Raw genomic sequence first — 20694 nt, 5'->3', positions numbered from 1 at the left:
CCCACAGGACATCAGCGAACCGAACCGAAGGAGAGGACCACCCGATGAGCACCCGCTATCCGTTCACCGCCGTCGTCGGCATGGACGACCTGCGGCTCGCGCTGCTGCTCAACGCCGTCAGCCCGGCCGTCGGCGGTGTGCTCGTGCGGGGTGAGAAGGGGACCGCCAAGTCCACCGCCGTACGCGCCCTCGCCGAGCTGCTGCCCGCCGTGCCCGTCGTCGCGGGCTGCCGGTTCAGCTGCGATCCGGCCTCGCCCGACCTCGGCTGCCCCGACGGCCCGCACGGGACGGCGCCGGGCACCGAGCGGCCCGCGCGGATGGTCGAGCTGCCCGTCGGCGCCTCCGAGGACCGGCTCGTCGGCTCCCTCGACATCGAGAAGGCGCTCAGCGAGGGCGTCAAGGCCTTCGAGCCCGGTCTCCTCGCCTCCGCCCATCGCGGGATCCTCTACGTCGACGAGGTCAACCTGCTCAGCGACCACCTCATCGACCATCTCCTCGACGCCGCCGCCATGGGGTCCTCCTACGTCGAGCGGGAGGGCGTCTCCGTACGGCACGCCGCCCGCTTCCTGCTCGTCGGGACCATGAACCCAGAGGAGGGCGAACTGCGGCCCCAGCTGCTCGACCGGTTCGGGCTGACCGTCGAGGTCGCCGCGTCGCGCGACCCGCAGCAGCGCGTCGAGGTCGTCCGGCGGCGGCTCGCCTTCGAGGACGACCCCGCCGTCTTCGCCGACCGCTGGGCCGCGGACGAGGCCGCGCTGCGCGAACGGATCGTCACCGCGCGGGCGTTGCTCCCCCAGGTGACGCTCGGCGACGCCGTGCTGCTCCAGATCGCGGCCACCTGCGCCGCCTTCGAGGTCGACGGCATGCGCGCCGACATCGTCATGGCCCGCACCGCGACCGCGCTCGCCGCCTGGGCCGGCCGCACCGAGGTCACCTCCGAGGACGTGCGGCAGGCCGCCCTGCTCGCCCTCCCGCACCGGCGGCGCCGCTCCCCCTTCGACGCTCCCGGCCTCGACGAGGACAAGCTCGACGAGACCCTGGAGGAGTTCAAGGGCCAGGACCAGGAGCCGGACGAGGACCCCGATCCCGACGGTCCCGGTGACGGCGGTCCGGGTGACGGCGGTCCCGGAGGGGGTGTCCCGCCGCAGAGCGACGGGCCCGCCGCCGAGAACTCCCCCGCGCCCGGGGAGACCTCCCCGCCCGCGCCCGCGCCCTCGCCTTCGCCCGAACCCGCCCCGCAGAGCGCCGGTTCCGGTGAGCGCGCCGCCGTCGCCGCCGCCGAGCCCTTCCGTACGAAGGTGCTCAGCGTCCCCGGCCTCGGCGAGGGCGCGGCCGGGCGCCGCTCCCGGGCCCGCACCGAGCACGGCCGCACCACCGGATCCGTACGCCCCCGGGGCACGCTGACCAAGCTGCACCTGGCCGCCACCGTGCAGGCCGCCGCCCCGCACCAGAAGGCCCGTGGGCGGACCGGCCCCGGGCTCGTGGTCCGCCGGGACGACCTGCGGCAGGCGACGCGGGAGGGGCGCGAGGGGAACCTGGTGCTCTTCGCCGTGGACGCCTCCGGCTCGATGGCGGCCCGGCAGCGGATGAGCGCCGTCAAGGGCGCCGTGCTCTCCCTGCTGCTCGACGCCTACCAGCGCCGCGACAAGGTCGGCCTCATCACCTTCCGGGGCCGCGACGCCGAGGTCGCGCTGCCGCCGACCTCGTCCGTCGACGCGGCCGCCGCCCGGCTGGAGAAGCTCCCGACCGGTGGCCGTACCCCGCTGTCGGCCGGTCTTCTCAAGGCCCACGACGTCCTGCGCGTCGAGCGGTTGCGCGACCCCTCACGCCGCCCGCTGCTCGTCGTCGTCACCGACGGGCGGGCGACCGGCGGCGGCGCCGACCCGGTGGCGCTCGCCGCCCGGGCGGCGCGGCTGCACGCCGCCGACGGCACGGCCTCGGTCGTCGTCGACTGCGAGACGGGACCGGTGCGGCTCGGGCTCGCCCGGGAGCTCGCCCGTGAACTCGGCGGCACCGCCGTCACCCTGGACGAGCTGCGCGCCGACTCGATCGCCGGCCTCGTCCGGGACGTACAGGGAAACCGGAAGACCACTGCCAGGAGGGCCGCTTAATGCCGCAGGGACAGCCGACCGTCGTTCCCGACGACGGTCTCACCACCCGTCAGCGCCGCAACCGCGCGCTGGTGATGGTGCACACGGGCGTCGGCAAGGGGAAGTCGACCGCCGCGTTCGGCATGGCGCTGCGCGCCTGGAACCAGGGCTGGCCGATCGGGGTGTTCCAGTTCGTGAAGTCCGCCAAGTGGAGGGTCGGCGAGGAGAACGCCCTCAAGGCGCTCGGCGAGACCGGCAAGGGCGGCACGGTCACCTGGAACAAGATGGGTGAGGGCTGGTCCTGGATCCAGCGCGAGGTCGCCGAGGGCGAGCAGTCGCACGAGGAGAAGGCCCGCGAGGGCTGGGAGCAGGTCAAGCGGGACCTCGCCGAGGAGAAGTACACGTTCTACGTCCTCGACGAGTTCGCGTACCTGCTGCACTGGGGCTGGATCGACACGGCCGAGGTCGTCCAGGTGCTGCGCGACCGTCCCGGGCACCAGCACGTCGTCATCACGGGCCGCAACGCGCCGCAGGAGCTCGTCGACTTCGCGGATCTCGTCACCGACATGTCCAAGGTCAAGCACCCGATGGACGCCGGTCAGAAGGGCCAGCGGGGCATCGAGTGGTAGCACGTCTCGTCATCGCCGCGCCCTCGTCGGGCGCGGGCAAGACCACGGTCGCGACCGGCCTGATGGCCGCGTTCGCCGGCCGTGGTCTGGCGGTCTCGCCCCACAAGGTCGGACCGGACTACATCGACCCCGGCTACCACGCGCTCGCCACGGGGCGGCCGGGCCGCAACCTCGACGCGTACATGTGCGGTACGGGGCTGATCGCGCCGCTCTTCGAGCACGGGGCGCGCGGGTGCGACCTGGCGGTCGTCGAGGGTGTCATGGGCCTGTACGACGGGGCCGCCGACCAGGGCGAACTCGCCTCCACCGCGCAGGTGTCGAAGCTGCTCAAGGCGCCGGTGGTGCTGGTCGTCGACGCGTCCTCGCAGTCGCGGTCGGTGGCGGCGCTCGTGCACGGGTTCGCGTCCTGGGATCCGGAGGTGCGGATCGGGGGCGTGATCCTGAACAAGGTCGCCACGGACCGGCACGAGCACCTGCTGCGGGAGGCGCTCGGGGAGTCCGGGGTTCCCGTTCTCGGGGTGCTGCGGCGGGCGCCGGCCGTGGCTACGCCGTCGCGGCACCTGGGGCTCGTGCCGGTGGCCGAGCGGCAGGCCGCGGCGGTGGAGGCGGTTGCCGCGCAGGCAGAGCAGGTGCGTGCCGGGTGCGATCTGGAGGCGCTGCTCGCGCTGGCGCGCAGTGCGCCCGAGTTGCACACCGAGGCGTGGTCGCCCGAGGTCGCGGGACGACTGCACGCCGGAGGTCCCGTGGCACCCGCCCTCCCCCGGAGTCCGTCCGGGTGTGCCCCCGTCGCCCCGGCGGAACGCATGCCCCCCGTACGGATCGCCGTCGCCGGTGGGGCTGCGTTCACGTTCTCGTACGCCGAGCACGCCGAACTGCTCACCGCCGCCGGCGCCGAGGTCGTCACCTTCGACCCGCTTCGGGACGAAGCCCTTCCCGAGGGGACGACCGGGCTCGTCATAGGCGGCGGATTCCCCGAGATGTACGGCGCGCAGCTGTCCGCCAACGAGCCGTTGCGGAAGGCCGTCGCCGCGCTCGCCGCCTCCGGCGCGCCCATCGCCGCCGAGTGCGCCGGGCTGCTGTATCTCGCGCGGTCGCTCGACGGCACCCCCATGTGCGGGGTGCTCGACGCGGACGCGCGGATGTCCGAGCGGCTCACCCTCGGGTACCGGGACGCCGTCGCCGTGAGCGACAGCGTCCTCGCGCCCGCCGGGGCGCGGATGCGGGGCCACGAGTTCCACCGGACGGTCATCGAGCCGGGCGCCGGGGCGCGGGCCGCGTGGGGGCTGCGCCTGCCCGAGCGGCGGGTCGAGGGCTTCGTGCAGGACGGGGTGCACGCCAGCTATGTCCACACCCACTGGGCGGGGTCCCCGGACGCCGCCGCGCGTTTCGTGGAGCACTGCAGGTGAGATCAGCCGCCGGAGACTCCCACCACGAGCCAGATGAAGCCGACGCCCCCCACCGTGCACAGCAGGGTGGAGCGGGCGGGGTGGGTGTGGTGGGCTTCCGGCAGGATCTCGGCGGCGGCCAGGTAGAGCAGGGCGCCCCCGAAGAACCCCAGATAGCTGCCGAGGAGTTCCACCGGAAGGGTGAACAGCAGGGTGGAGGCGGCGCCGACCAGGGGCGCGAGGGCGTCGGCGACGAGCATGCCGACGGCCTTGCGGCGGGCGTTCCCGTAGAGGCTGGTGATCGTGTACGTGTTGAAGCCGTCGGCGAAGTCATGGGTGATGACGGCGAGGGCGACGGTGGCGCCCATGCCGCCGCCGACCTGGAAGGCGGCGCCCAGCGCGATGCCGTCCATCAGGCTGTGACCGACCATCGCGGCCGCCGCCGTCATGCCGACCTGCGGGACCCTCTCGTCGGCCGCGACACCGTGTGCGGCCCGGCGTACGGCGAGGAGCCGCTCCACGACGTGGGCGAGGAGGAAGCCTCCGACGAAGAGCAGCAGGGCCTCCGGGACTCCGAAGACCTCGTCGCCCGCCGCCTCCATGGCCTCGGGCAGCAGGTCGAGTCCGACGACGCCGAGCATGAGTCCGCCGGCGAGGCCGAGGACGAGGTGGCGCCGGTCGGTGACGCGTCCCGCGACCCAGCCGCCGAAGAGCGTCATGAGGAACGCGCCGAGCGCGACGACTACAGCCATGGGCCTTTGGTATCGGATGGGGTGGCGTCCGCGCACCTCGGTGTCGGCGCCCGGGCCGGGGTCCCGGTGGACGAGGTCCTCGCCCTGGTCGAGGCGGTGCTGCGGGAGGCGGGGCTGACGCGTGCGGACGTCCGCTCGCTCGGCACGCTCGACGCGCGGGCGGCGGAACCGGGGATCGTGGGGGCGGCGGAGGAGCTCGGCGTCCCGGTGCGGGCGTTCACGGCGGAGGAGCTCGCGGCCGTGCCCGTGCCGCATCCGTCGGCGCGGCCGCTGGCCGCGACGGGTACGGCCTCGGTGGCGGAGGCGGCCGCGCTGCTGGCGGCGGGCGGGGGCACGTCCGTCGGGCTGCTCGTACCGAAGCGGAAAGCCCGCCGCGTAACGTGCGCTCTGGCCGGTTCCGTCCCGGTTCGTCCGAACGAAGACGCCCCAGGCGTACGGTTGTTGCCCCGAACTCACGGGTACATCGCTGGCGAGCCTGGCTCACCCCCCACCATCCCCACCCCCCACACGACGGCGGCCATGGACATGCACCTGCATACCGACGCCCACGACCTGCGCCACCACGGTGACGCCGAGGTACGGGACGAGAAACTCATCGATCTGGCGGTCAACGTCCGGACGAACACCCCACCGGACTGGCTGCGGGAGCGGATCGCCGACTCCCTGACCGGACTCGCCGCCTACCCGGACGGCCGGGCCGCGCGCGCGGCCGTGGCCGAGCGGCACGATCTGCCCTCGAACCGGGTGCTGCTCACGGCCGGTGCGGCCGAGGCCTTCGTGCTGATCGCGCGGGCGCTTCCGGTGCGGCGGCCCGTCGTGGTGCATCCGCAGTTCACCGAGCCGGAGGCGGCGCTGCGCGACGTCGGCCACGAGGTGGGCCGGGTGCTGCTGCGCGAGGAGGACGGTTTCCGGCTGGATCCGGCGGCGGTCCCCGAGGACGCGGACCTGGTGGTCATCGGGAACCCCACGAACCCCACGTCCGTGCTGCACCCGGCCGGCTCGATCGCCGCGCTCGCGAGACCCTGGCGGACCCTGGTGGTCGACGAGGCGTTCCTGGACGCGGTGCCGGGCGAGCGCGAGTCGCTGGCCGGGCGGACCGATGTGCCGGGGCTCGTGGTGCTGCGCAGCCTCACCAAGACGTGGGGGCTCGCCGGACTGCGGATCGGGTACGTGCTGGCCGAGCCGGCGACGATCGCCGCCCTGGAGCGGACGCAGCCCCTGTGGCCGGTGTCGACGCCGGCCCTGGTGGCGGCGGAGGCGTGCATGTCGCGGGCGGCGCTCGCGGAGGCCGAGCACGCGGCGCACCGGATCGGGGTCGAGCGGGCCCATCTGCTCGCCGGGCTCGCGGAGTTCGACGAGGTGCGGACGGTGCCGGGATCGGAGGGCCCCTTCGTGCTGCTGCGGATCGACGGGGCGGACGCGATCCGGGAGCGGCTGCGGTCGCTGGGCTTCGCGGCCCGCCGGGGCGACACCTTCCCGGGGCTCGACCGGAACTGGCTGCGGATCGCGGTCCGGGACCGGGTCACGACGAACCGCTTCCTCCAGGCCCTCGACCAGGCCTTGCTGATGGGCGGCTGAGCGGCCGCCGCCGGGCGCCCGACGCGCACCGCGCCACACAAGGGTCCGGGGAGGGCGACGTCGTCACCGTCGCCCTCCCCGGACCCTTGCTTCCGCCGGAGGATCCCCCCGGAGCCTCCGGCCCCGCCCCCGGCCTCGTGCCCCCGCGCGTCCCCCTCGGACCGTCAGCCTCGGGAGCGGGCGCGCGAGCGGGTCAGCGCGAGCGCACCGCCGCCGGCCACGAGGAGCGCGAGCGCCCCGCCCGCGATGTACGGGGTGGTGGAGCTGCCGCCGGTCTCGGCGAGGTTCTGGGTGGGCGTGGTGCCGCCGTTGTCGGTCTTGATGCCGCCGGCGTCGCTCGGCTCGACCGAGGGCTGCTGAGCGGGCTGCTCCGAGGGGCGCTCGCCGGGCTCCTGGGTGGGCTGCTCGGTCGGCTTCCCGGTGGGCTGCTCCGTCGGGGCCGTGCCCTTGGGCGTCTCGCAGGTGGCCTCGGCGAGCGTCACGGTGCCGTTGACCTCGGCGACGCCGAGCTTCAGCGGGTCGACCTCCACCTTGAGTTCGAGGGCGGTCGCCGCCGCCGTACGCGAGGTGGTGGACGTGCGGGACAGGTCGAGGGTCACCTTTCCGACACCGGGCACGTCGACCTGGGTCCGCCCGGCGGTGGACAGGGTGGTCTTCTTGCCGAAGACGGTCACGTGGCCGAGGACGTTGGACTCGGCGACCGGCTTCTTCCCCACCTCGCACAGCGCCTTGGAGGTCACCTTCTGGACCTCGATGAGCGAGAGCAGCGGGATTCCGGGGACGTGGACCCGGGCCTTGACGAGGTTCACGTACCCCTCGGCCTTCTGCTCGTCCACCGTGGCCTTCGAGGTGGCGACGTCGGCGGCCAGGATGTCGATCGGCTTGCCGCCCTCGGCCCCCCGCACCTTCACGGAGAGCGCGGTCTCGTTCTCGGTCTCCGGCGCCTCGACCTCGTTGAGGGAGGCCCGCAGCGGCACGTCGACCGTCTTGTCGAGGAGGGAGACGTCGAGGCCGGTCCGCAGGACGACGGCGGTGGCGCGCCCTTCGCCGCCCGTGGCCTGTGCCGCCGGGGCCGCGAGGAGCACGGGGCCGACGGCCAGGGCGGCGACGGTCGCGGCGGCGGCGGTACGGCGCACGGGCATGCGGAAGGTGTTGCTGTTCAAGATGGTGGAACCCCCACAAGAGACATGGCGTCGCCGGCCGCTCACCACGGGGACGGTGGGTCGGCGCGGCCTCGGCGACTTGAGACACCGGAATCTTTACGCACGGAGAGTGAACCGACAGTCGCCTGACGTGAGTTCACTCCAAAGGGGGGTTTCCGTGTTCATATTCGATTTTTTTCGACACAACCGTTCCCGGGCGTCCCGCGTCTTTCGCACGCGTGGGCACACAGCGGCACCCCTGGGAAGGGTGTGAACGAGCCGCCGTGCGCCGGGGTAACGGATCGTCAACCCGGCGCGTCAGGAGAGGGCGGTCAGCTCGCGCGCCAGTACCCGAGCGCGTGGACGCGCTCCTTGGGCAGCGCGAGTTCCTTGCGCGCGTACGTGGCGAGGGTCCGGGTGGTCGTGGTGTCGCAGGCGATCCAGACGTACGGGTCGGAGTCCGCGAGGGCGGGGAGCTCCGCCTTCACACGGTCGACGAGGTCGGCCCCGTCGTTCCGGCGCGGCACCCGGCGCAGTTCGTGGTGCTCGGGGTCGAGCCGGACCGGAAGCTCCTCGTCGGAGGCGTGCTGGGTCTCGAACCAGACGGTGGCGGGGACGCCCGGGAGCGCGTCGAGCAGGGAGTTGACGGCGGGCAGCGACGCCGGGTCGCCGACCACGAGGAGCCGTCCGGGGCGCGGCTCCGGGGCGTCGAAGCCGGTCCCCTGGAGGGTCGCCTCGACGGTGTCGCCGGGGGCGCAGGCGCGGGCCCAGCGGCTGGCGACGCCGTCGTGGAGGGCGAACTCCAGACCGAAGGTGCCGGCCTCCTGGTCGGGGTCGACCAGGGTGTACGCGCGCTGGTGCGGCTTGCCCGCGTTCTCGAACCAGATCCGGACCCACATCGTGGGGTGGATTCCGGCGGCGGCGAGCAGACCGCCGTCCGTGAAGCGCACCCTGCGGTAGTCCTCGGTGACCTGCTCGGCCCCCGTCACGGTGAACGTGAAGTCCTTGCCCCGCATCAGCTTGAGAACGGCACCCTGCCAGCCGTGACCCACCGCAATCCCCTCCCCTGAACTCCTGTAGATTAATTTAGGTCAGCCTAACCTAAGAAATTCGTAGAAGACATGGCCGAAGACCATGTCCGGAACATGGACGGGATCGGGGTCTCCGTGAGCATCGAGGTCTACCGGGACGCGTGGGGCGTCCCCCATCTGCGCGCCGCGGACCAGGACGAACTCGCCTTCGCGCAGGGCCGGGTCACCGCCCGCGACCGGGCATGGCAGCTGGAGGTCGAGCGGCACCGCGCCCAGGGCACCACGGCCGCCTTCCTCGGCTCCGCCGAGCTCGGCTGGGACACCTTCGCCCGGCGCTGCCGGCTCACCGACACCGCCCGCCGCTGCTTCGAGCGGCTCGAACGCGAGGACGCGCGGACAGCGGCATGGGTACGCGCGTACGTGGACGGGGTCAACGACGGCCTGGCCGAAGGGGCGGGGCGGGCGCCCGAGTTCGCCGAGACCGGCCTCGCGCCCGGCCGGTGGGAGCCGTGGACCCCGCTCGCCGTCTGGCTGACGACCCACATCCTGTTCGCCGGCTTCCCCACCAAGCTGTGGCGCGAGGAGGTCGCCCGGCGGCTCGGCGAGGAGTGGACGGAGCTCTTCGCGACCGACGGACCCGGGACCTCGGGCTCCAACGGCTGGCTGGTCGCGGGCGGACGGACCGCGAGCGGGGCGGCCCTGGTGGCCGGCGACCCGCACCGCTTCATCGAGGCGCCCGGCGTCTACCAGCAGATCCGGCTCGCCTGCCCCGCGTACGACGTGGTGGGCATCGCCGTGCCCGGCATCCCCGGGCTCGCCCACTTCGGCCACACCGGGCCGGTGGCCTGGGCGATCACCAACGCCATGTCGGACTACCAGGACCTCTACCGGGAGCGGCTGCGGCGGCTCCCGGACGGCGGGGTGGAGGCGTACGGCCCCGAGGGCTGGCGCCCGGCGACGACGCACACCGAGACGATCGAGGTCGCGGGCGGTGAGCCGGTCGTGGTCGAGGTGATCGAGACCGACCGGGGTCCGGTGATCATCGGGGTGGACGACGAGCCCGACGGCGCGGCGTCGGAGGGCGCCGCGGAGGACCCGGCCTCGCAGGACCCGGCCCCGGCCTGGGAGAGCGTCGCTCTGCGGTACCCGCCGCGGGTCACCGGCCGGCTCGGATTCGAGGTGCTGCCCGCGCTGCTGCGCGCCCGGACTGTCGCCGACGTGGACACGGCCCTCGACGGCTGGGTCGAGCCGGTCAACGTCGTCCTGGCCGCCGACACCGAGGGCGGTCTGCTGCACCGGATCGCCGGCCTGGTACCCGTACGGCACCGGGCCAACTCGCTGCGGATCGTGCCCGCCTGGGACCCGGCGCACGCATGGGAGGACGCTCCGGCCCCGCTGCCCCGCGCGGAGGTGGACGGTCACGCCGTGATGGCCAACGCCCGGGGCCTCGCCGCGCCGCTGGGCATCGAATTCGCCCCGCCGCACCGGGCGGACCGGATCGACGCGCTCCTCGGCGCCTCGGCGGACTGGACCCCGGAGAGCATCACCGCCGTCCACCGGGACACCGACAACCGCTCGGCGGCCCGCCTCCTTGCGGCCGTGGCGCGGGTGGGCGGGAGCGGGCAGACCGACTCCGGCCCCTCGCCCGTCGAGCTCTCCCCCGCGGCATCCGCCGTCCGCGGCCGGCTGCTCGCCTGGGACCGGCGGATGGACGCGGACAGCACCGACGCCGGTCTCTACGCCGCCGTACGCGGGGCCGTCGTCCGCCGGTTCGCCGCCCACGAGGCCTTCGCGGCGCTGCGAGAGCCCGCGCCGTACCCCGAGGTGTTCCGGCCCTGGCTGGCCCTCGGGCCGCGCGTCGCGTACGCCCTGGAGACCCTGCTCGTGGCCGGGCCCGTGCCCGCCGCGGACGTCGACCGGATCGTGCGCGAGGCGCTCGACGAGGTCGGCGCCGGTGATCCCCCGGCCGCCTGGGGCGTGACCCACCGGCTCGCGCCCTGGCAGGCGCTGCCCGACCCCGACGACGCGCGGTGGCCGGGGCTCGGCGGGGACCACGACTGCGTGTTCTCCACGTCCAGCGTGCCCGGCTGGACCGACCGCAGCGCCCGGGCCTCCGCCGCCCGGTACGTCTGGGACCTCGCCGACCGCGAACGGAGCGGCTGGATCGTGCCGTTCGGCGCGTCCGGCGTGCCCGGCGACCCGCACCACCGCGATCAGCTTCCGCTGTGGCTGAGGGGCGAACTCGCCCCCGTCACCACCGACTGGCAGAACCTCACCAAGGAGCAGGGATGACCACCGCCACCGCCGTTCACGTCCGGAGCATCGACGGCTTCGGCACCGTCACGGTCCGGCCTGTCGAGCCCGAGCGCGACGCCGCGCTCCTGCACGCCTGGGTCAACGAGGAGCGGTCCCGCTTCTGGGGCATGGTCGGCACCACCGTCGAGCAGGTCCGCGACATCTACGCGCACCTCGACTCGCTCACCACCCACCACGGCTTCCTGGTGAGCCTGGACGACGTTCCCGTCGCCCTGCTCCAGACGTACAACCCCGAGGCCGACCGCGTCAGCGAGTGCTACGAGGTGGAGCCCGGGGACGTCGGCGCCCACTTCCTCATGGCGCCGATCACGTCCCCGCAGCCGGGCTTCACCGGCAGGCTCCTGTCCGTGCTCGTCGCCTTCACCCTGCGGGACCACACCCGTGTGGTCGTGGAGCCGGACGCCTCCAACGAGAAGGCGATCGCCCGCATGGTGCGGGCCGGGTTCGAGCTGGGCCCGGAGGTCGTGCTGCCCGAGGTGGACCTGCCGGAGGTCTTCATCCCGGAGAAGAAGGCCCGGCTGGCCTTCCTGACCCGGCGCTGATCGTCCCGGGCGGGTGGGCGGGCGCTACCCCACCACCCGCCCGTTGACGACGACCCGGCGCGGTGCCGCGAGGACGCGGACGTCCGCGCGCGGGTCCTCGCCGTAAACGACGAGGTCGGCCGGGGCGCCCTCCTCCAGGGAGGGACGCCCCAGCCACGCCCTGGCTCCCCAGGCGGTGGCCGCGAGCGCCTCGATCGGCGGGATGCCGGCCTTCGTCAGCTCCTCGACCTCCTCGGCGACCAGGCCGTGGGCGAGGGAGCCGCCCGCGTCGGTGCCGACGAAGACCGGGACGCCCGCGTCGTAGGCGGCGCGCACGGTGTCGTACCGGCGCTCGTACAGCCTCCGCATATGGGCCGACCAGCGGGGGAACTTCTCCTGGCCGCCGTCGGCGAGGTGCGGGAACGTCGCGATGTTGACCAGGGTCGGGACGATCGCGACACCCCGCTCGGCGAAGAGCGGGATGGTGTCCTCGGTGAGGCCGGTGGCGTGCTCGATGCAGTCGATGCCGGCCTCGACGAGGTCGCGGAGCGAGTCCTCGGCGAAGCAGTGCGCGGTGACGCGGGCGCCGAGCCGGTGGGCCTCGGCGATGGCCGCCTCGACCTCGGCGCGCGGCCAGCAGGCGGTGAGGTCGCCGGCCTCGCGGTCGATCCAGTCGCCGACGAGCTTGACCCAGCCGTCGCCGCGCCGGGCCTCGCGGCCGACGTAGGCGACGAGGTCGGCGGGCTCGATCTCGTGGGCGTAGTTGCGGATGTAGCGGCGGGTGCGGGCGATGTGCCGCCCCGCGCGGATGATCTTCGGCAGATCCTCCCGCTCGTCGATCCAGCTTGTGTCCGAGGGCGAGCCCGCGTCCCGGATCAGCAGGGTGCCCGCGTCCCGGTCGGTGAGGGCCTGCTTCTCGCTGGTCGCCTCGTCGACGGGGCCGTGCCGGTCGAGGCCGACGTGGCAGTGCGCGTCGACCAGTCCGGGCAGCACCCAGCCCTCCACGGTGACCGCCTCGGCGGCGGGCCGGTCGAAGGTGACCCGCCCGTCGACGCACCACAGCTCGTCCCGTACGTCCTCGGGGCCGACGAGCACCCGTCCCTTCACGTGCAGCACCGCGTGATCACTCATGTCTGCACTGTACGAGGACGGGACCCGGGCCGGGGAGGCCCCCTCGGTACCCTGATCCGGAGTTCCGCCCGCACGAATCCGAGTCGAAGAAGGCACCGCCGTGACCGTGACACATCCGCTCCTGGACCTGGCCCCGCTGACCGCCGCGCATTTCGCGTCGATCGAGCGGCGGGTGGCCGCGCTGCTCTCCACGGAGCAGGACGTGGTGATCACCCAGGGCGAGGCGCTGCTCCCCCTTGAGGGGTGCATCCGCAGCGGTGCGCGGGCCGGATCGACCGCCCTGAACGTGGTCACGGGGCCGTACGGGCAGACCTTCGGCAACTGGCTGCGGGACTGCGGCGCGACCGTGATCGACCTGGAGGTGCCCTTCCACACGGCGGTGACGGCGGCGCAGGTGGAGCAGGCGCTCGCCGCGCACCCGGAGATCGACTTCGTGTCCCTGGTGCACGCGGAGGCGGCGACCGGCAACACCAATCCGGTGGCGGAGATCGGCGAGGTCGTGCGTGCGCACGGCGCGCTGTTCTACCTGGACGCGGTGGCGTCGATCGGCGCCGAGCCGGTGCTGCCGGACGCCTGGGGCGTGGACATGTGCATCATCGGCGCGCAGAAGGCGATGGGCGGGCCCGCGGGTGTGTCGGCGGTCTCGGTGAGCGCGCGGGCGTGGGAGCGGTTCGCCGCCAACCCGGCCGCGCCGCGCCGCTCGTACCTCTCCCTCCTGGACTGGAAGGAGCGCTGGATCGACGGCGGCCGGAAGACGCTGCTGCACGCTCCGGCGCAGCTGGAGATGCTGGCCCTGGAGGCCTGTGTGGAGCAGATCGAGGCGGAGGGTCTGGACGCCCTGATGGCGCGGCACGCCGCCGCGGCGGCGGCGACCCGGGCGGGCGCGCTGGCCCTGGGCGGCGGCCTCGCGCCGTACGTGTACGAGGCGAAGGACGCGGCGCCGGTCGCGACGACGCTGCGCGTGCCGGCCGGGGTGGACGCCTCGGAGCTGGTGTCGAAGGCGCTGGCCGCCGATCCGTCGCTGCCGCTGATCGCGGGCGGCGGGGCGCTGGCCAAGGAGATGATCCGGGTCAACCACTACGGGGTGGACGCGACTCCGGGCGCCGTGCAGTCCTCGCTTGCCGCCCTGGGCGCCGCGCTGGGCGAGGCGGGCCGCGCGGTGGATCTGGAGGGCGCGCGCCGGGCGGTCACGGAGACCTGGGCGGCCTGATCGATCCGCGTACGCCCGCCCGCGTACGGGACGGGAAAGGGGCGGGGTCCGGTGTCGGGCCCCGCCCCTTCCTCACGTTTCCGGGTGCCCTGGGTGCCTGGGCACTCCGGCCGCTCCGGTTACAGCGCCGGGTAGTCGGTGTAGCCGCGGTGGTCGCCGCCGAAGAAGGTCGCCGGGTCCGGGGTGTTGTAGGGGCCGCCTGCCCGCAGTCGGGCGGGCAGGTCGGGGTTGGCGAGGAACAGCGCCCCGTACGCGACGAGGTCGGCGGTGCCGTCCTCGATCAGGGCCAGCGCCTCGGCGCCGGTCGGGCCCTCGGTGGAGGGGTTGAGGATGAACGTGCCGGAGAAGGCCTTGCGCAGGGCGAGGGTCAGCTCGCGGATCTCTGGCGCGGGCTCCGTGACGTGCAGGTAGGCGATGCCGACGGGGTCGATCGCGGCGACGAGGGCGGGGTAGAGCTCCTCGGTGTCGGTCTCGGCGATGTCGTTGTAGGTGTTGGCCGGGGAGATCCGCAGACCGGTGCGCTCGGGGCCGATCTCGGCGGCGACGGCCTTGACGACCTCGACGGCGAGGCGGATGCGGTTCTCGACCGGGCCGCCCCACTGGTCGGTGCGGTGGTTGGAGCCGGAGGCGAGGAACTGCTGGATCAGATAGCCGTTGGCGCCGTGGATCTCGACGCCGTCGAAGCCGGCGTCGACGGCGTTGCGGGCGGCCTCGGCGAAGCCGGCGATCGTCTCGCGGATCTCGTCGGAGGTGAGTTCGCGCGGGGCGACGAAGTCGATGAGGCCGGTGCCGGCGAAGAGCCGGCCCTTGGGGGCGACGGCGGACGGGCCGACGGGGTGGAGTCCGTCGCCGAGGACGACGGGGTGGCTGATCCGGCCGGCGTGCATCAGCTGGACGAAGATCTTTCCGCCGCGCTCGTGGACGGCGTCGGTGACCTCGCGCCAGGCGGCGACCTGCTCGGCGCTGTGCAGGCCGGGAGTGTTGGGGTAGCCCTGGCCGACGGCGCTGGGCTGGGTGCCCTCGGTGATGATGAGGCCGGCCGAGGCGCGCTGGGCGTAGTACTCGGCGACGAGCGCGGTGGGGGTCCGGCTGTCCCCCTCGGCGCGGCTGCGGGTCATCGGAGCCATCGCGATGCGGTTGGCGAGCCGGGTCCCTGCGAGGTCGACGGGGTCGAAGGCGGTGGTCATGGCTGTCCCCTTCACAGATTTATGTGGTCGGCCAAGTATCTGGTCCGGATGTCACTGTAACCCATTGCTTGGCCAGCCAAGGTAATCTGTGGGAAGACCTTCACGAGGAGCCCGCGATGTCAGGAACCGACCCCGTCTGTACCGAGACGGCGCCCTCCGCCGCCCACGGCGGACCCGTCAGCGTCGCCCTGGCCCGGGTGGCCCGGATGCACCGGATCGCCGCCGGGCGACGACTGCGGGAGCTCGGCCTCTACCCGGGCCAGGAGATGATGATGATGCGGCTCTGGGACTGCGGGCCGGTCCGCCAGTCCGAGCTGATCCAGTCCCTGGGCCTCGACGCCTCGACGGTGACCAAGATGCTCCAGCGCATGGAGCACTGCGGCCTCGTCCTGCGCCGCCCCGACCCCGCCGACCGGCGTGCGGTCCTGGTCGAGGCGACGGACGAGGGCCGGTCGCTGCGCGCCGGCGTCGAGGGCGTCTGGTCCGACCTGGAGCAGGCCTCCCTGAGTGGCCTCGCCCCGGACGACCGGGCCGAGCTGCAGCGGCTCCTCGGCCTCGTGGCGGACAACCTGCGCGAGGAGGCGGGCGAGGCGGGCGAGTGCCCGGCCCCGCCGCGCGGCTGCTGAGCGGGACACCCCGGGAGGGACGGCGCCCGCGCGTACCGAACCCCACGGGCGTACGGCGCGGCCTTGCGCGTACGCACCCCCGCGGGGGCCGTACCCCGGTGTCAGCCCGCCAGGACCTCCAGGGCGCGGTCCACGTCCGCCGCCGTGTTGTACAGGTGGAAGGACGCGCGCAGATTGCCCGCGCGGACGGAGAGCAGGACGTCGGCCTCGCGCAGCGCGTCCTCGCGGTCCCCGAGGCCGGGGACGGCGACGACCGCCGACTCGTCCGTCACCGGCGCGTGGCCGAGGGCGACGAGTCCGGCGCGGAAGCGGGCCGCGAGTCCCTTGACGTGGGCCTCGATCCGATCGATGCCGATCTCCTCCAGGAGCGCAAGCGAGCGGGCCGCCCCGTGGTACGAGAGGAAGGCCACGGGCTCGTCGAACCGGCGGGCGCTGGCGGCCAGTTCGCGGACCGGGCCGTAGCTGTTCACCCACAGCTCCTCGCCGGTGACCCAGTTGGCGTGGATCGCGAGGAGCGAGTCCTGCGCCTCCTCGGTGACGGTGAGGAAGGACGCCCCGCGCGGGCAGAGCAGGAACTTGTAGCCGCCCGCGACCGTGTAGTCCCACTCCCCCGCGCGCAGCGGCAGCCAGCCGGCCGACTGGGTGGCGTCCAGGAGGGTCCGGGCGCCGTGCGCGGCCGCCGCGGCACGGATCGCCGCGAAGTCCGCGGTCCGGCCGTCCGCCGACTGCACGGCCGAGAAGGCGACGAGCGCGGTGTCGGGGCCGATGGACTCGGCGAGCCGCTCAAGGGGCACGAACCGGGTCTTGAGGTCGCCGCGGATCGTGAAGGGGGTGATGACGGAGGAGAAGTCGCCCTCGGGGAAGAGGACCTCGGACCCGGCGGGCAGCGACTGGGCGATCATGCCGCAGTGCACGGCGACCGAGCTCCCGACGGCGACGCGCTCGGGCGCGACGCCCACGAGCCGGGCGTAGCCGGCGCGGGCCTCGTTCACGATCTCGAAGTCCCCGGCGCCGCCCGGGCGGCCGGCGGCGGTCTCCTCCGCGAGGAGCACGACGGCCTCGATCGCGCGGCGGGGCAGCAGCCCGCAGGCGGAGGTGTTGAGGTAGGTGTTCTTGGGCGCGAACTCGGCGCCCCCGAGAGGCTTTTCCAGGGAGTCCATGCCCTCACCCTGGATTCCCCACGATCACCCGTCAATTGGGGTCAATCGTGGGGAATCCCCAAGCCGCTCTTATCTCCGCAGGTGGGAGGGGGCGCGAGCGATCATGAACCGGTCCGTGTGGGGGCGGTCACGCGCCCGGGACCTCGCAGCTGCCGTCGGTGTCGCAGACCGCCGCGTCGCCGCCGACGGTCTGGAGGGCACGGCCCTGCCAGGCCTGCTCGAGGGCCTGGGTGAAGACCTCGGCGGGCTGGCCGCCGGAGATGCCGTAGCGGCGGTCGAGCACGAAGAACGGCACGCCGTTCGCGCCGAGTTCGGCGGCCTCGCGCTCGTCCTCGCGTACGGCGTCGGCGTAGGCGGAGTCGTCGGCGAGGACGCCCCGCACCTCGGCCTCGTCGAGACCGGCCTCGACGCCCAGCGTCACCAGGGTCTCGGCGTCGAAGACGGAGCGCTCCTCGGCGAAGTTGGCACGGTAGGCCAGGTCCAGGAGCTCGTTCTGCAGCCCGCGGTCCTTGGCGAGGTGGAGCAGCCGGTGGATGTCGAAGGTGTTGCCGTGGTCGCGGCCGTCGGTGCGGTAGCCGAGGCCCTCGGAGTGCGCGTTGGACGCGACGTGCGCCTCCATGGCGCGGGCCTCGTCGAGGGTGCGGCCGTACTTCTCGGCGAGCATCTCCAGGACGGGGCCGGTGTCGGCCTTGGCGCGGTTCGGGTCGAGCTCGAAGGAGCGGTGCACGACCTCGATGTCGTCGCGGTGGGCGAAGGCCTCGAGTCCCTTCTCGAAGCGGGCCTTGCCGATGTAGCACCAGGGGCAGGCGATGTCGCTCCAGATCTCGACGCGCATGTGACTTCTCTCCGGGTTCGGCGGTGGGGGTTCGGGGTGTTCCGTCGCGACAACGAACCCGCCGGCGGATTTCATTCCGTTTCCGGTCCCAGTGTGAGCCGGAGCACGAGGTGGTCGCCGTCACGCGGGTTCTCCGGGTCGGGGGTCCAGCCGTGGGCGGCGTAGAAGGCCTGGGCGCGTTCGTTCTTCTCGAAGACCTCCAGGCGGACCTCGGTCACCCCGGCGGACCGCCAGCCGTCGACGCAGGCCGCGTGGAGCTCGGTGCCGACGCCGCCGCGCCAGCGGGCGGGGAGGACGTGGAGCTGGGTGAGGTGCGTGAGGCCGTCACGCTCCCCGTACGCGGCGATGCCCGCGAGCTCCCCGTCCCGTACGGCGCAGAGGACGGCCCCGCGCCCGACGGCGGCGGCCCAGCCTGCCCGGGAGCGGGCGATCTCCTCGGGGCCGAGGAAGTCGGCGTCGGGAAGGTGCCCGCGGTAGTAGGTGGCGCGGGCCTCGGTGTGGAGGGCGACGACGGCGTCGAGATCGGCGGGGGTGGCGAGTCGGATCATGGTTCTTCAGGACGCACGGGAGGGCGGGGCGGTTGCGGCGGCGGTGAGCGCGGGGGCCGGCGGGGTGGTTGCCGCGGGGGTGAGCGCGGGGGCCGGCGGGGTGGGAGCGGGTGCGTCCGCGGAGCGCGCGTCCGCGGCCGTCAGGCGGCTGAAGGAGGAGCGGTAGGCGCTCGGGGTGAGCCCCGTGCGGCCCAGAAGGTGCCGGCGCAGGGAGTCCCCCGTACCGAGGCCGCTCGCGCGGGCCACCCCGTCCATGGCGAGCGAGGTGGTCTCCAGGAGCTCCTTCGCCCGCTCCACGCGCTGGTGCAGCAGCCACTGGAGCGGGCTGACCCCGGTCTCGGCGTGGAAGCGGCGGGAGAGGGTGCGGACGGAGACGCCGGTGTGCCGGGCGAGGTCGGTGAGACCGAGCGGTTCGTCGAGGTGTTCCATCGCCCACGCGCGCGTGGCGGCGAACGAGACCCCTCGCTCGGGCGGCAGCGGGGTCTGGGTGAACTGGGCCTGGCCGCCGGGCCGCACGGGTGCGACGAGGGCGAGCCGGGCGACCGTGTTGGCGACGGCGGCGCCGTAGTCGGTGCGGATGACGTGCAGGCAGAGGTCGATGCCCGCCGCGTATCCGGAGGAGGTGAGCACGGGCCCGTCCTGGACGAACAGCACGTCGTCCTGGAGGTCGACGGCCGGGTGGCGGGCGGCGAGCAGTGAGCTGTACGCCCAGTACGTCGTCGCGGCCCGTCCGTCGAGCAGTCCGGCCTCGGCGAGCGCGAAGGCGCCGGTGCAGATGGAGGCGATCCGGCTGCCTGCCGTGGCGGCGCCGCGCAGCGCGGCGAGGATGCGCGGGTCGGGGTCGGTGTACGAGCCGCTGCCCGCGAGGACCACGGTGTCGGCCCCGGAGACGGCGTCGAGGCCGTGCGGGACGACGAGGTCGAGACCGCCGGTGGTGGTGACGGGCCCGGGGTCGGGGGCGCAGATGACCGTCTCGTACCCGGGTGCGCCGTCGATCTCGACCTTGCCGAACAGCATCTCGGGGATGGCCAGGTTGAACATCGAGACGGGCGGGGCGGCGATCACGGCGACGCGACGGACGCGGGACGGGGGCGCGGACTCGGCTGTCATGTGGCCAGAACCTCCGGGCATATGGCATTCGGGCCACTACTGTACGGCCCCGCCGATCATGAAGCTGGGGGCATGTCCTCAACAGATCTGGCCGAAGCTCCCGTCGCCGCCCCTTCTCCCGCCCGGAAGTCCCCCGGCCCCGCCCTGGCCGCCGCGATGCTCGGCTTCGCGCTCATCACCCTGGACACCTCCGTCGTGAACGTCGCGCTGCCCGCGATCGGCGCCGATCTGCGGGCCGGGATGTCGGGGCTCCAGTGGGTGGTCGACGCGTACACCCTGGCCTTCGCGGCGCTGCTGCTCTCCAGCGGGGCGCTCGCCGACCGGGTCGGGGCGAGCCGGGCGTACGGGATCGGGGTCGTCGTCTTCGTCCTCGCCTCGGCGGCCTGCGGTCTGGCCCCGGGCCTTCCGGCGCTCCTGGCGGCGCGCGCGGTGCAGGGGGTGACGGCGGCCCTGATGCTGCCGGCCTCGCTCGCGCTCGTACGGGAGGCGTACGGCGATCCGGGGCGGCGGGCGCGGGCGGTGTCGCTGTGGGCGGCGGGCGGCACGATCGCGGTGGCGCTCGGCCCGGTGGCGGGCGGGGCGCTGACCACCGCGTGGAGCTGGCGGGGCATCTTCTTCGTCAACCTGCCGCTGGGGCTGCTGGCGCTCGCGCTGCTGAGCCGGGTCGCACGTTCGGAGCGCAGGCCCGCCCCGCTGGACCTGCCGGGGCAGCTGACGGCGATGACGGCGCTGGGGGCGCTGACCTTCGCCGCCATCGAGGGCGGTACGGAGGCGTGGTGGGCGCTGGGACTGGCGGGGGTCTCGTCCGCCGCCTTCCTGCTGATCGAGACGCGGCGGAGGCACCCGGTGGTGCCGCTGGGCCTGTTCCGGAACACGACGGTGGCGGTCGCGGTGGCGGCGGGCTCGGCGAACAGCGTGGCCTTCTACGGGATGCTGTTCGTCTTCAGTCTCTTCTTCCAGCAGGTGCTGGGGCTCTCGGCGCTGGCCGCCGGGCTGATGTTCCTCCCGATGACGGGTCTGCTCGCCGGGGTGAACCTTCTCTCGGCCAGGGTGGCGGCACGGTACGGGGCGCGGCTGCCGATCGTCCTGGGCCAGACGGTCGCGGTGGCGGGCCTGCTCGGCCTGCTCACGGTCGACGCGCACACCCCACGGCTGGCCCAGGCCCTCCTCCTGGTCCCGCTCGCCCTGGGTGCGGGTTTCTCGCTGCCGCCGCTGATCGCCTCGATGATGGAGGCGGTCCCGGCGGACCGCGCGGGCACGGCGGCGGGCCTCCTGAACGCCGTCCGGCAGACGGCCGGCGCCCTCGCGATCGCGGTCTTCGGCTCCCTGGCGGCCGCGTCGACGGAGTCCGCCCTGCGCACGAGCCTGCTGATCAGCGCGTCCTTCCTCGCCCTGACGACCCTGGCCTCCCTGCGGCTGCCGGGCCGCCGGGGCCGCTGAGCG

General features: G+C 74.1%; 18 protein-coding genes. 9 read left to right on the top strand and 9 right to left on the bottom strand.

Translation table 11 applies throughout. The features are described 5' to 3' along the window. The first annotated feature begins 44 nt into the window (after window positions 1-44). Genes IF00_RS0127730 through IF00_RS0127720 form a run of 3 tightly spaced genes read left to right on the top strand, consistent with a single transcriptional unit; the run spans window position 45 to window position 4125 of the window. Window positions 45-2111, top strand: a complete 2067-nt coding sequence (locus tag IF00_RS0127730) for a putative cobaltochelatase (protein WP_030322648.1) — start codon at window positions 45-47, stop codon at window positions 2109-2111. After that, a complete protein-coding gene (gene cobO, locus IF00_RS0127725) occupies window positions 2111-2719 on the top strand; it encodes a cob(I)yrinic acid a,c-diamide adenosyltransferase (RefSeq protein WP_030322647.1) in 609 nt (202 codons plus the stop codon). The genes IF00_RS0127730 and cobO overlap by 1 nt, the downstream gene beginning before the upstream one ends. Continuing rightward, window positions 2713-4125, top strand: a complete 1413-nt coding sequence (locus IF00_RS0127720; RefSeq protein ID WP_030322645.1) for a cobyrinic acid a,c-diamide synthase CobB — start codon at window positions 2713-2715, stop codon at window positions 4123-4125. Before cobO ends, IF00_RS0127720 begins: the two co-directional genes overlap by 7 nt. Window positions 4126-4127: 2 nt before the next feature. Here the strand turns inward: IF00_RS0127720 and IF00_RS0127715 are convergent, their stop codons facing one another. Next, window positions 4128-4856, bottom strand: a complete 729-nt coding sequence (locus IF00_RS0127715; protein ID WP_030322643.1) for a ZIP family metal transporter — start codon at window positions 4854-4856, stop codon at window positions 4128-4130. A 21-nt stretch (window positions 4857-4877) separates the two neighbouring features. Between IF00_RS0127715 and cobC the strand changes: the two genes are divergently transcribed. Continuing rightward, window positions 4878-6434, top strand: coding sequence for an Rv2231c family histidinol phosphate aminotransferase CobC (gene cobC, locus IF00_RS0127710; RefSeq protein WP_078944871.1), 1557 nt, complete (start codon window positions 4878-4880; stop codon window positions 6432-6434). Between the two features lie 164 nt (window positions 6435-6598). On the opposite strand, the gene IF00_RS0127705 is transcribed toward cobC, so the two are convergent. Both IF00_RS0127705 and IF00_RS0127700 read right to left on the bottom strand, forming a co-directional pair. Continuing rightward, window positions 6599-7597, bottom strand: coding sequence for an SCO1860 family LAETG-anchored protein (locus IF00_RS0127705; RefSeq protein ID WP_030322634.1), 999 nt, complete (start codon window positions 7595-7597; stop codon window positions 6599-6601). Window positions 7598-7908: 311 nt separating this feature from the next. After that, window positions 7909-8628: a siderophore-interacting protein gene (locus IF00_RS0127700; RefSeq protein WP_030322633.1), complete on the bottom strand. Its 720-nt coding sequence runs from the start codon at window positions 8626-8628 to the stop codon at window positions 7909-7911. A 93-nt stretch (window positions 8629-8721) separates the two neighbouring features. Here IF00_RS0127700 and IF00_RS0127695 point away from each other — a divergent pair, with 93 nt between their 5' ends. Beyond that, complete coding sequence (locus tag IF00_RS0127695) at window positions 8722-10899, top strand: penicillin acylase family protein (RefSeq protein WP_030322625.1); 2178 nt, start codon at window positions 8722-8724, stop codon at window positions 10897-10899. Beyond that, window positions 10896-11465 carry a GNAT family N-acetyltransferase gene (locus IF00_RS0127690; protein WP_030322623.1) on the top strand — a complete coding sequence of 190 codons (570 nt, stop codon included), beginning with the start codon at window positions 10896-10898 and terminating at the stop codon, window positions 11463-11465. The genes IF00_RS0127695 and IF00_RS0127690 overlap by 4 nt, the downstream gene beginning before the upstream one ends. 24 nt (window positions 11466-11489) lie before the next feature. Here IF00_RS0127690 and IF00_RS0127685 read toward each other — a convergent pair whose 3' ends face one another. Then, the gene (locus IF00_RS0127685) at window positions 11490-12575 is read right to left on the bottom strand and encodes an amidohydrolase family protein (RefSeq protein ID WP_030322621.1); all 1086 of its coding nucleotides are present in this window, start codon (window positions 12573-12575) and stop codon (window positions 11490-11492) included. Between the two features lie 106 nt (window positions 12576-12681). Between IF00_RS0127685 and IF00_RS0127680 the strand changes: the two genes are divergently transcribed. After that, window positions 12682-13785, top strand: a complete 1104-nt coding sequence (locus IF00_RS0127680; protein WP_030322619.1) for a pyridoxal-phosphate-dependent aminotransferase family protein — start codon at window positions 12682-12684, stop codon at window positions 13783-13785. 119 nt (window positions 13786-13904) lie between these two features. On the opposite strand, the gene IF00_RS0127675 is transcribed toward IF00_RS0127680, so the two are convergent. Further along, the gene (locus IF00_RS0127675; RefSeq protein ID WP_030322617.1) at window positions 13905-14972 is read right to left on the bottom strand and encodes an alkene reductase; all 1068 of its coding nucleotides are present in this window, start codon (window positions 14970-14972) and stop codon (window positions 13905-13907) included. Window positions 14973-15088: 116 nt separating this feature from the next. Here IF00_RS0127675 and IF00_RS0127670 point away from each other — a divergent pair, with 116 nt between their 5' ends. Next, window positions 15089-15598 (top strand): MarR family winged helix-turn-helix transcriptional regulator, encoded by a 510-nt coding sequence (locus tag IF00_RS0127670; RefSeq protein WP_030322615.1) that lies wholly within the window; start codon window positions 15089-15091, stop codon window positions 15596-15598. A 101-nt stretch (window positions 15599-15699) separates the two neighbouring features. Here the strand turns inward: IF00_RS0127670 and IF00_RS0127665 are convergent, their stop codons facing one another. The 4 genes from IF00_RS0127665 to IF00_RS0127650 form a co-directional block, all read right to left on the bottom strand. Beyond that, on the bottom strand, window positions 15700-16758 hold the full coding sequence (locus tag IF00_RS0127665; protein ID WP_030322610.1) for an aminotransferase class V-fold PLP-dependent enzyme: 1059 nt from the start codon (window positions 16756-16758) through the stop codon (window positions 15700-15702). A gap of 127 nt (window positions 16759-16885) precedes the next feature. After that, entirely contained in the window at window positions 16886-17593 is a 708-nt protein-coding gene (locus tag IF00_RS0127660; RefSeq protein WP_030322608.1) for a DsbA family oxidoreductase, read from the bottom strand. A 71-nt stretch (window positions 17594-17664) separates the two neighbouring features. Continuing rightward, a complete protein-coding gene (locus IF00_RS0127655; RefSeq protein ID WP_030322604.1) occupies window positions 17665-18141 on the bottom strand; it encodes a GNAT family N-acetyltransferase in 477 nt (158 codons plus the stop codon). Between the two features lie 6 nt (window positions 18142-18147). After that, on the bottom strand, window positions 18148-19251 hold the full coding sequence (locus tag IF00_RS0127650; protein ID WP_051820642.1) for a GlxA family transcriptional regulator: 1104 nt from the start codon (window positions 19249-19251) through the stop codon (window positions 18148-18150). Between the two features lie 72 nt (window positions 19252-19323). Here IF00_RS0127650 and IF00_RS0127645 point away from each other — a divergent pair, with 72 nt between their 5' ends. Next, on the top strand, window positions 19324-20691 hold the full coding sequence (locus tag IF00_RS0127645) for an MFS transporter (RefSeq protein WP_030322597.1): 1368 nt from the start codon (window positions 19324-19326) through the stop codon (window positions 20689-20691). Window positions 20692-20694 lie beyond the last annotated feature (3 nt).

This window comes from Streptomyces flavochromogenes, from assembly GCF_000717595.1.
Taxonomy (GTDB): Bacteria; Actinomycetota; Actinomycetes; order Streptomycetales; family Streptomycetaceae; genus Streptomyces; species Streptomyces flavochromogenes.
This window is presented reverse-complemented; position numbering and strand designations above follow the sequence as displayed.